Raw genomic sequence first — 10,656 nt, 5'->3', positions numbered from 1 at the left:
GCTGCGGGCGCTCGGCCGAGCCGTCGCCCGCGGGCGCGGCCGGGGCCGCCGCCGTGGACTTGTCGGGCTGGCCGCCCGAGCGCGCGGTGCGGATGGCCTCGACGAGGTCTCCCTTGCGCATCTTCGACGTGCCCTTGACCCCCATCTGGGAGGCCATCGCCTGCAGCTCGGCGAGACGCATCGAGCTCAGCGACCCGGACGTGCTCCGGGTTTCGGTGGTGTTCGTCACGAAGGACCCTTCCCCCTCGTTCGCGGCGGCCCGGGACAGATCGACTGGGGCCGCCGGTGGGCGAGCGTCCGGCACGAGCGCCGGGACGCGTGAAACCTCGCATCAGTGCTACGACGACGTCGGCTGACGGGGGTTGTCGTGGCCTTCGCGCGGGCGAGGTCGGCGGGGGGCCGCCGGCTCGAGCGCGACGCGCGGCACCCGTCCGGGGTGGCGGGGACGCACGTGCGGGGCACGGGGGTCGTCGCCGGGTCGGAGGGGGTGCGCCTGGTCCGGTCCCGTCCCGGTGCATCCGATCGTGTGAACTCGCCGGTCGCGGGCCAGTACCCGAAGGCTCAGGCCATCATATCACCGGCTGTCAGCGGCCAGGCGCCGCCGGTGCGGCGACCCGGCGCGCCCGCGCCCCGTCGACGTCGATGCCCGGGCGCAGCGCGCGCCAGCCCGCCATCGCGTCGACCAGCCCGGCCAGCACGGCGTCGAGCTCGCGCCGCCGGGACTCCTCGGCGAGGACCAGGACGGTGGGCCCGGCGCCGGAGACGGTGGCCGCGAACCCCTCGGCGCGCAGCGCGCGCACCAGCTCGGCCGAGGCCGCCATGACCCCGGCGCGGTACTGCTGGTGCAGCCGGTCCTCGGTGGCCTCGAGCAGGAGCTCGGGGCGGCGGGCGAGCGCCTCGACGAGCAGCGCGGCGCGCCCGGCGTTGAAGGCGGCGTCGGCGTGCGGCACCACCTCGGGCAGCACCGACCGGGCGTGGCTGGTGGCCAGCCGGGAGCGCGGCACCAGCACGGTGGCGGTGAGCCGCGGGTCGAGCTGCAGACCGGACGCGCGGGGCCCGTCGGTGCCGGTCCAGGCCACCGTCGCGCCGCCGCGGATCGCGGGGGCGGCGTTGTCCGGGTGCCCCTCGAACGCCGTCGCGAGCTCCAGCACCGCGGTCGCGTCGAGGGACTGCGGGTCGGCGAGCAGCGCGCGCGCGGCGACGATCCCGGAGACGACGGCGGCGGCCGACGACCCCAGGCCGCGACCGTGCGGGATAGCGTTCGAGCAGGTCAGACGCAGGCCCGTCTGCGGCGCTCCCGCCACCTCGAGGGTGCGGCGCAGCGCGCGCACCACCAGGTGGTCCTCCCCCGTGGGCACCTCGCCGGCGCCCTCGCCGTACACCTCGACGACGACGTCGTCGGTCGCCACGAGGCGCACCTCGAGCTCGTCGTACAGGGCCAGGGCCAGGCCCAGGGCGTCGAAGCCCGGGCCGAGGTTGGCGCTGGTGGCGGGCACGCGGACCACGACGTGGTCGGCTCCGAGCTGCATGCGGTCTCCTGCTGCCGGTCTGCGGGGCGGCCCGGGCGTCAGAGCCCGAGCGCGTCGGCGATCGAGACGACGTCGGCGCCCACGCGGGTGGGCTGGACCTCGCCGCCGTCGGCCGTGCGCAGCGCCCAGGCCGGGTCCTTGAGCCCGTGCCCGGTCACGGTCACCACCACGCGCGCGCCGGCCGGGACGAGGCCGCGCTCGGCGCGCGACAGCAGGCCGGCGACGCCGGCGGCCGACGCCGGCTCGACGAACACGCCGACCTCGCTGGACAGCACGCGGTGCGCGGCGAGGATCTGCTCGTCGGTCACCGCCTCGATGACGCCGCCGGAGGTGTCCCGGGCCGCCTCGGCCTGCTTCCACGACGCGGGGTTGCCGATCCGGATGGCCGTGGCGACGGTCTCGGGCTCGGTGACCGGGTGGCCGAGCACGATCGGCGCGGCGCCGGCGGCCTGGAAGCCCCACATCTGCGGGGTGCGGGTGGCCACGGCCTCGAGCGTGGCGCCGGCGTCGAAGCCTGCGTACTCGCGGTAGCCCTTCCAGTACGCGGTGATGTTGCCCGCGTTGCCGACCGGCAGGCAGTGGATGTCCGGGGCCTCGCCCAGGGCGTCGACCACCTCGAACGCTGCGGTCTTCTGGCCCTCGATGCGGTCGGGGTTGACCGAGTTGACCAGCTCGACCGGGTAGGCCTCGGCGAGCTTGCGCGCCGCGACCAGGCAGTCGTCGAAGTTGCCGTCGACCTGCAGCAGCATCGCGCCGTGCGCGATGGCCTGGCTCAGCTTGCCCATCGCGATCTTGCCGTCCGGCACCAGCACCGCGCAGGTCATCCCGGCGCGCGTGGCGTAGGCGGCGGCCGACGCCGAGGTGTTGCCGGTGGAGGCGCACACGACGGCGCGGGCCCCGCGGTCGGCGGCGGCGGAGATCGCCGCGGTCATGCCGCGGTCCTTGAACGACCCGGTCGGGTTCATGCCCTCGACCTTGACGTACACCTCGGCGCCGGTGCGGTCCGACAGCGCGGGCGCCGGGACGAGCGGCGTGCCGCCCTCCCCCAGCGTCACCACGGTGCGGCGCACGTGCTCCGGCAGGCGGTCGGCGTACTCGGTGACGACCCCGCGCCACTGGCGCACCGGTCCGGGCATGTCAGGCTCCCTCGACTCGCAGGACGGAGGTGATCTCGCGGACCGGCGCGAGGCCGGCGACCGCGGCCACCGTGGCGGCGAGGGAGGCCTCGCGCGCCCGGTGGGTGGTCAGCAGCAGGTTCGCGGTCGCGCCCGCCGGGTCGGCACCCTCGGCGGCCTCGGCCCCGAGCGCCGACTGCCGCACGGTGTCGATGGACACGCCGTGCTCGGCCAGCACGCCCGCCACCTGGGCGAGCACGCCCGGGCGGTCGTCGACGACGAGCCGCACCTGGTAGCGGGTGGTCGCGGCGTCGGCGGGCAGCAGCGGCAGCGAGGCGTACGCGGACTCCTGCGGGCCCTTGCCGCCCAGCACGCGGTGGCGCGCGGCGGAGACGACGTCGCCGAGCACGGCGGAGGCCGTCGGGCGGCCGCCGGCGCCCTGCCCGTAGAACATCAGCGGGCCGGCGCCGTCGGCCTCCACGAACACGGCGTTGAAGGCGCCCCGGACGGCGGCCAGCGGGTGGTCCGTCGGCACGAGCGCGGGGTGCACGCGCACGGACACGCCCTCGGCGGTGCGCTCGGCGATGGCGAGCAGCTTGACGGTGTGCCCGGTCGCCGCGGCGGCGGCGACGTCGTCGGCCGTGACCGCGCGGATGCCCTCGCGCGCCACGTCGTCGATCGACACCCGGGTGTGGAAGGCCAGCGAGGCGAGGATGGCGGCCTTCGCGGCGGCGTCGAACCCGTCGACGTCGGCGGTCGGGTCGGCCTCCGCGTAGCCCAGGGCCTGCGCCTCGCGCACGGCCTCCTCGAGCTCCAGCCCGTCGGTGGCCATGCGGTCGAGCACGAAGTTCGTGGTGCCGTTGACGATGCCCAGCACGCGGCGCACGTGGTCGCCCGCGAGGGACTCGCGCACCGGCCGCACGATCGGGATGGCGCCGGCGACGGCGGCCTCGAAGGACAGGTCGACGCCCGCGGCGTCGGCGGCCTCGAACAGCTCCGGCCAGCGCTCGGCGAGCAGCGCCTTGTTCGCGGTGACGACCGACGCGCCGCCCGCGATGGCGCGCAGCAGCAGCGTGCGCGCCGGCTCGATGCCGCCCATCACCTCGACGACGATGTCCGCCGACTCCACCAGCTTCTCGGCGTCGGTGGTCAGCAGCTCGCGCGGGACGGCCGGGTCGCGCTCGGTCTCGAGGTCGCGCACCGCCACGCCGACCAGCTCGAGCGGGGCGCCGACGCGCGCCGCGAGGTCGGCGGCGCCGGTCAGCAGCCCGCGGGCCACCTCGGTGCCGACGACGCCGCAGCCGAGCAGCGCGACGCGCAGGGGGGTCGGGCTCGCAGTTCCGGGCACGGGTCCACCTTCCGGGCGGGACGGGGGGTCGGGGTCAGGATAGGGGCTCGGGGCCGGCGCCCGGCGGGGCGTCCACGGACGGGCGCCGCGCCCGCCGGGCGGCCACCGGCTCAGGCCTGGGCGTCGGCGTCGAGGGCGAGCAGGTCGTCGACGGTCTCGCGACGCACGAGCACGCGCGAGGCGCCGCCCGTGGCGGCGACGACGGGCGGGCGCGTGAGCAGGTTGTAGTTCGACGCCATGGAGCGCCCGTAGGCCCCGGTGGCGGCGACGGCGAGCAGGTCGCCGGCGCGCACGTCCCCGGGCAGCCGCACCTCGTGCACGACGATGTCGCCGCTCTCGCAGTGCTTGCCCACGACGCGCGCGAGCACCGGCGCGGCGTCCGACGCCCGGCCCACGACCTCGGCGTGGTACTGCGCGCCGTACAGCGCGGGGCGGATGTTGTCGCTCATGCCGCCGTCCACGGACACGTACAGGCGCGTGAACGTGGACCCGTCCTGCGCCGTGACCGCCACGGGCTTGACCGTGCCGACCGTGTAGAGCGTGATGCCGGCCGGGCCCACGATCGAGCGGCCCGGCTCGATCGAGACGCGCGGCAGCGGGGTGCCGAGCTCGCGGCACACGTCCGCGACGGCGCGGGCGACGTCGCCGGCCACGGCGCGCGGGTCGAGCGCGGCCTCGCCGGGCAGGTAGGCGATGCCGTACCCGCCGCCGAGGTCCACCTCCTCGACGAGCACGCCGGTGCGCCCGGCGAGCTCGGCGCGCAGCGTGAGCACGGCGCGCGCGGCGACCTCGAAGCCGGCCGGGTCGAGGATCTGCGACCCGATGTGCGAGTGGATGCCCAGCAGCCGCAGGGACGGTCGCTCGACCACGGCGAGCAGGGCACGCATCGCCGGGGCGTCGCCGCCGTCGACGGGGTTGACCGACAGCCCGAACTTCTGGTCCTCGTGCGCGGTGGAGATGTACTCGTGGCCGCCGGCGTGCACGCCGGTGGTCACCCGCACCATGACGGGCGCGACGACGCCGCGCGCGGCGGCGACGTCCGCCACCATCTCGACCTCGGCCAGGGAGTCGACGATGATCCGCCCGATCCCCGCCTCGAGCGCCGTGGCGACCTCCGCGGCGGACTTGTTGTTGCCGTGCAGGCCCACCTCGGCGACCGGCACGCCGGCGCGCAGCGCGACGGCGAGCTCGCCGCCCGACGCGGTGTCGACGCCCAGCCCTTCCTCGGCCGCCCAGCGGGCCACCGCCACGGTCAGCAGCGCCTTGCCCGCGTAGTAGACGTCGGTCTCGGTGCCCACCGCGGCGAACGCCTCGGCGAACGCGGTGCGGTACGCCCGGGCGCGGGCCCGGAAGTCGGCCTCGTCGAGCACGTACGCGGGCGTGCCGTGCTGCGCGGCGAGCTCCCGGACGCCGACGCCGCCGACCTCCAGCTCGCCGTCGTCGCGGCGGCGGGCGGTGGCGGGCCACGGCTCGCCGAGGCGGCCGGCGGCGCCCGGGTCGACCCCGGGCTGCTCGGTCAGGTAGGCGCTCACATCCGCTCCGGGGCGCTGACGCCGAGCAGGTCGAGCCCGTTGGCCAGCACCTGGCGCACGGCGTCGTTGAGCCACAGGCGGGTGCCGTGCAGGTCGGTGACCTCCTCGTCGGGGTACGGCAGGACGCGGCACTCGGCGTACCACTTGTGGTAGTCGCCGGCCAGCGCCTCGAGGTAGCGCGCGACCCGGTGCGGCTCGCGCAGCTCGGCCGCCTGGCCGACGATGCGCGGGAACTCGGTGAGGCGGCCCAGCAGCACGGACTCGGTCTCGTGGGTCAGCAGCGACGGGTCGAACGCCTCGGTGCCGTCCGGGCGCGTGCGCGCGACGCCGCGGTCGGCGGCGTTGCGGTCCACGGCGCACGTGCGCGAGTGGGCGTACTGCACGTAGAAGACCGGGTTGTCGTTGGTCTGCTTGAGCATGTCCTCGCCCTGCAGCTCCAGCGGCGTGTCGGCCGGGTAGCGGGACAGCGAGTAGCGCACCGCGTCCTTGCCGATCCACTCGACGAGGTCGCGCAGCTCGATGATGTTGCCCGCGCGCTTGGACAGCTTGGCGCCGCCCACGTTGACGAGCTGCCCGATCAGCACCTCGATGTTCGTCTCCGGGTCGTCGCCGGCGCAGGCGGCGATCGCCTTGAGGCGGTTGATGTAGCCGTGGTGGTCGGCGCCGAGCAGGTAGATCTTGCCCGGGAAGCCGCGGTCCTTCTTCGACAGGTAGTACGCGGCGTCCGCGGCGAAGTACGTGGGCTCGCCGTTGGCGCGGATCATCACGCGGTCCTTGTCGTCCGTGAAGTCCGTGGTGCGCAGCCATACGGCGCCCTCGTGGTCGAAGACGTGGCCCTGCTCGCGCAGGCGCGCCACGGCCTGCTCGACGGCGCCCGACTCGTGCAGCGTGCGCTCGGAGAACCACACGTCGAAGTGCACGCCGAAGCTCTCGAGCACCTGGCGGATCTCGGCGAGCTGCAGGCGGTAGCCCTCCTCGCGCGCGACGGCGAGCGCCTCCTCCTCGGGCAGCTCGAGCAGGTCGGGGCGGGCCTCGAGCACCTGGGCGGCGAGCTCCTTGACGTACTCGCCCCGGTACCCGCCCTCGGGCACCTCGGTGCCGCGGGCGCGGGCGAGGATCGAGCCGCCGAAGCGGTCCATCTGCGCGCCGGCGTCGTTGATGTAGTACTCGGCGGTCACCTGGGCGCCGGCCGCGCGCATGATGCGCACCAGGGCGTCGCCGAGCGCCGCCCAGCGGGTGTGCCCGATGTGCAGCGGGCCGGTGGGGTTGGCCGAGATGTACTCGAGGTTGTGCACCTGGCCCGCCAGGGCGTCGCCGCGGCCGTACGCGGCGCCCGCCGTCACCACGGTGCGCGCCAGCTCGCCGGCGGCGCCGGCGGCGAGCGTGATGTTGAGGAAGCCGGGGCCGGCGACCTCGACCGACTTCACGCCGTCGGCGGCCTCGAGCCGGCGCGCCAGCTCCTCGGCGAGCGCGCGCGGCGTGGTGCCCGCCTTCTTCGCCAGCTGCAGCGCCACGTTCGTCGCCCAGTCGCCGTGCTCGCGCTGCCGGGGTCGCTCCACGTGCACCGACGTCGGGACGGCGTCGGCGGGCAGGGCGAGGGCGCCGTCGGCCACGGCCGAGGCGAGGGCAGCGCTGAGGGCTCCGGAGAGCTGGTCGGGGGTCACGAGGCGATCCTATCGACCGGCGGGGGCGGGGCGGGCCGGCACTTCCCGCCTCGGACGGGGCCTCCTCGTCCGGCCACCGCACGGGCCGGTGCAGGGGCAGCGCCCGACTGCTGGTAGTCTCGTACGCGGTCCTGCGGCGCACGCCGCGGGCCACGCGCCCGTAGCTCAGTGGATAGAGCGTCTGCCTCCGGAGCAGAAGGTCGGGGGTTCGAATCCCTTCGGGCGCACCTCGCAAGGCCCCCGCCGCTCGCGGCGGGGGCCTTCGTCGTCCCCGGTGCGCGGGCGCCCCAGCGCCCGGCTACCGCACCCCCTGGACGAGGTAGTGCGCCACCGTCGGCTCGCCCTCCGCGAGCGCCACCGCCCGCGCCAGCACCTGCGCGTCGTACCCCGTCCAGCGCACGGTGTGCTGCAGCTCGTGCTCCTCCCACGAGGGCGCCACGTACGTCTCGACCAGCTGCGCCGGGTCCTCGGTGCGGCGCAGCAGCTGCCAGCTGGTGCCGCCGGACCGCTCGCGGGCCAGCCGCACGTCGCGCATCGCCGCGGTGAAGGCCGCCATGTTCTCCGGCCGCACCCGGTAGGCGAGCACCACGGCCGTGGGGGTGGCCGGCGGCGCGTCGAGCTCGAGCGTCGGCATGGTCGACGACAGGGGCACCACCGAGCGGTCCATGGCCCCGCTGTGCGCGCGCAGGGGCAGCGCCGGCACCGACGCCGCGACCAGCACCAGGGCCGCGGCCGCGGCGGTCAGCGCGGCGCGCACGCCGACGGCGTCGGCCAGGGCGCCCCACAGGAACGACCCCAGCGCCTGCGAGCCCATGAAGACGAGCATGTAGGTGGCCAGCCCGCGGGCGCGCACCCAGCCGGCGAGGGCGAGCTGCATCGTGGCGTTGAGCGTGGTCAGGCAGGTCAGCCACCCCACGCCGGCGACGAGGGCGCCCGCGGCGGCGGCCGGCAGGGGCAGCCAGCCCGCGGCCGCGGTGCCCACGGCGAACAGGAGGGCACCGCCGGCCAGCAGCCAGGACCGCGACAGGCCGGCCCGCAGCCGGGGCATGGCCACCGCCCCGGCGATGGCGCCGGCGCCGAGCAGGGCGAGCAGCAGCGAGTAGCCCGCGGCGTCGGTGCCCATGAGGTCGCGGGCGGCGGACGGCAGCAGCGCCCACAGCGCGCTGCCGGGCAGCGCGAACAGGGCGCAGCGCAGCAGGATGCGGCGCACGCTCGGCGCGGAGCGGACGTAGCGCAGGCCCGCGAGCAGGCCGGGCCAGGCACGCTCGCGCACGGTGCGCACGGGCAGGGCGTCCTCGCGCCAGGCGAGCAGGGCGGCGGTGACCGCGAGGAAGGACAGCGTGTTGAGCGCGAACACCGCGGCGGGCCCGGTGGCCGACACGACCACCCCGGCGACCGCCGGGCCGACGGCCCGGGCCGAGTTCACGGCGATCGAGCCCAGCGCGGAGGCCTCGGGCAGCTCGTCGCGCGGCACGAGCTGCGGCTGGATGGCCTGCCAGGCGGGCCCGGTCATCGCCGCCGAGCAGCCCAGCAGGAAGGTCAGGCCGAGCAGCCCCCACGGCGTCAGCCGGCCGGCCAGGGTGACGGCGGTGAGCGCGCCGGCCACGACGCAGGAGGCCAGCGACGTCACGAGCAGCAGGCGCCGGCGGTCGACGAGGTCGGCGGTGACCCCGGCGACGAGCGAGAGCAGCAGCACCGGCAGCTGGCTCGCCGTCTGGATCCACGCGACGAACGCCGGGCTGCCCGACGTCTCGACGAGGAACCACTGCGCGCCGACGGTCTGCATCCAGGTGCCGATGTTCGACACCACCTGCGCCGCGAAGAGCATGCGGAACACCGGGCGCCGCAGCGGGGCCCACGCGCTGCGCCGGCCCGGGGCCTGCGCCGTCGTCGTCATCCCCACCCCCTCGGCCGACTCCCATCCTCGGCCTGACCGCGGGTACGCGCGCGGCCGGTCGCTACGCTGGTCGGACGCCGCGGGCCGACCGGTGCCGCGGCCTCCCCGCGGCAAAGGACGCAGAGACATGACCGACGAGACGGCCGGCTACGCGGACTTCGAGTTCGAGCGCCGGTTCCTGGTGCGCTCGCTGCCCGACGCGCTGCGGGACACCCCGGCGCTGATCGTGCAGAGCTACTACCTGTCCGACGGCGGCTACGCGCTGCGGGTGCGCTGCCAGGCGTCCGGCGTGGACGCCGGCCTCGGCCCCGAGTCCGACGCGCAGGAGGTGCTGCGCCGGCACGCCGCCCAGGTCGACTTCGCGGCCGTCACGGTCAAGGGCCCGTCCGCGGGCGGCACCCGGTACGAGGCGGAGCGGGAGATCGACCCGCTGGTGGGCGTCGAGCTGGTGCGCCGCGGCGGCGCGCAGGTCCTCAAGACGCGCTACGCCGCGTGGCTGGGTGCGGACGGCTGGTCGATCGACGTGTTCGGCGGCGCCAACAGCCCCCTGGTCGTGGCCGAGTGCGAGCGCTCCGGGCCGGTGGTGGAGCTGCAGATCCCGGACTTCTGCGTGACCGAGCTGACCGACGACCGGCGGTTCTCCAACGAGTCGCTCGCGCTGGACCCCTACAGCGGGTGGTCGGCGGCGTTCGCCTCCGAGCTGGCCCGGACCGGGCCGCGGTTCCGGCAGGACTTCGGGCCGAACACCACGATCCCGTCCGCCTGAGCGCCGCTCGGGAGCGCCGCCGACGGCGCGACGGCCGTCAGCGCCGCCGCGACGACCGTCAGTGCCAGGTGGAGATCTCCTCGACACCCGGGCGGAACTCGAAGTGCCACGGCTCGTACGAGCCGGACCCGCCGCTCTGCGCCCACGGCGGGTTCTCCCAGCCGTAGGCCGCGCCGTTGGCGAGCAGCCACTGGTAGTACTCGCTGTTGCCGGTGATCTGCGAGCTGAGGTCGATGGCCAGGCCCCAGCCGTGCATCGACGTGCCGGGCCGGGCGGCGAAGGAGCCGCGCGACGCCTTGACCGAGACCTGCCGGTCGAGCGACCGGTAGCTGTCCACCAGCAGGATGTCGCGGCCGAACTCGGCCCGGAAGGCCTGGTTGAGCGCCGTGAGCGCGTCCGCGGCGCGCGGCTGGAGCTGCTCGCCGTCCTGCCACAGGTCGCACAGCTCCCCGGCGGTCAGGTGGCCGTTCTCGCTCGTGACCGTGACGTTGGTGTCGCAGTCGGGCAGCGCCTCGCGCGCCTCGGAGCGCGACGCCGCCGCCTCGGGCCGCGCCACCCGCGGCGCCGCCGCGATGCCCGCGGAGGTGGCGGGCGCGGCGACCTGCTGGCGGACGATCTCGAGCGTCGAGGGGCCGCCGGCGGCGGTGCCGCCCTCGGCCGGCGTCCCGGTGCCCTGCGCCCCGTGGCCCGAGGCGAACGGGGCGGCGATGGTCGCCGCGGCCAGGGTGCCGAGCACCGCGGCGCGCGGGATCCAGCGGCCGCCGCGGCGCGGCGCGGTTGCGGTCGCCGGCGGCGTGCCGCCACC

The 10,656-nt window shown here is 76.4% G+C and carries 9 protein-coding genes and 1 tRNA gene; 2 read left to right on the top strand and 8 right to left on the bottom strand.

Annotated elements, in window-relative coordinates:
* The 6 genes from GSF02_RS17835 to argS all read right to left on the bottom strand — a co-directional run.
* Window positions 1–229 (bottom strand): Rho termination factor N-terminal domain-containing protein (locus tag GSF02_RS17835; protein WP_201308987.1); only part of this gene is annotated, 229 nt, incomplete at its 3' end.
* Window positions 230–584: 355 nt separating this feature from the next.
* Complete coding sequence (thrB, locus tag GSF02_RS17830) at window positions 585–1,529, bottom strand: homoserine kinase (RefSeq protein ID WP_159798715.1); 945 nt, start codon at window positions 1,527–1,529, stop codon at window positions 585–587.
* A 38-nt stretch (window positions 1,530–1,567) separates the two neighbouring features.
* Complete coding sequence (gene thrC / locus GSF02_RS17825; protein WP_159798714.1) at window positions 1,568–2,665, bottom strand: threonine synthase; 1,098 nt, start codon at window positions 2,663–2,665, stop codon at window positions 1,568–1,570.
* 1 nt (window position 2,666) lies between these two features.
* Window positions 2,667–3,992 carry a homoserine dehydrogenase gene (locus tag GSF02_RS17820; RefSeq protein WP_159798713.1) on the bottom strand — a complete coding sequence of 442 codons (1,326 nt, stop codon included), beginning with the start codon at window positions 3,990–3,992 and terminating at the stop codon, window positions 2,667–2,669.
* Window positions 3,993–4,102: 110 nt separating this feature from the next.
* Window positions 4,103–5,524, bottom strand: coding sequence for a diaminopimelate decarboxylase (lysA, locus tag GSF02_RS17815; protein WP_159798712.1), 1,422 nt, complete (start codon window positions 5,522–5,524; stop codon window positions 4,103–4,105).
* On the bottom strand, window positions 5,521–7,188 hold the full coding sequence (argS, locus tag GSF02_RS17810; RefSeq protein ID WP_159798711.1) for an arginine--tRNA ligase: 1,668 nt from the start codon (window positions 7,186–7,188) through the stop codon (window positions 5,521–5,523). Before argS ends, lysA begins: the two co-directional genes overlap by 4 nt.
* Before the next feature lie 154 nt (window positions 7,189–7,342).
* Here argS and GSF02_RS17805 point away from each other — a divergent pair.
* A tRNA-Arg gene (locus GSF02_RS17805) sits at window positions 7,343–7,415 on the top strand.
* A 71-nt stretch (window positions 7,416–7,486) separates the two neighbouring features.
* Here the strand turns inward: GSF02_RS17805 and GSF02_RS17800 are convergent.
* Entirely contained in the window at window positions 7,487–9,085 is a 1,599-nt protein-coding gene (locus GSF02_RS17800; protein ID WP_159798710.1) for an MFS transporter, read from the bottom strand.
* 127 nt (window positions 9,086–9,212) lie between these two features.
* Between GSF02_RS17800 and GSF02_RS17795 the strand changes: the two genes are divergently transcribed.
* Window positions 9,213–9,851 (top strand): CYTH domain-containing protein, encoded by a 639-nt coding sequence (locus GSF02_RS17795; protein ID WP_159798709.1) that lies wholly within the window; start codon window positions 9,213–9,215, stop codon window positions 9,849–9,851.
* Window positions 9,852–9,909: 58 nt separating this feature from the next.
* Here GSF02_RS17795 and GSF02_RS17790 read toward each other — a convergent pair.
* The coding region (locus GSF02_RS17790; protein WP_159798708.1) for a M15 family metallopeptidase at window positions 9,910–10,656 on the bottom strand (747 nt) is incomplete at its 5' end.

Origin of the sequence: Puerhibacterium puerhi, from assembly GCF_009846865.1 — a bacterium.
Taxonomy (GTDB): Bacteria; Actinomycetota; Actinomycetes; order Actinomycetales; family Cellulomonadaceae; genus Puerhibacterium; species Puerhibacterium puerhi.
The sequence above is the reverse complement of the archived record's forward strand: the minus strand, read 5'-3'. Positions and strand labels throughout refer to the sequence as shown.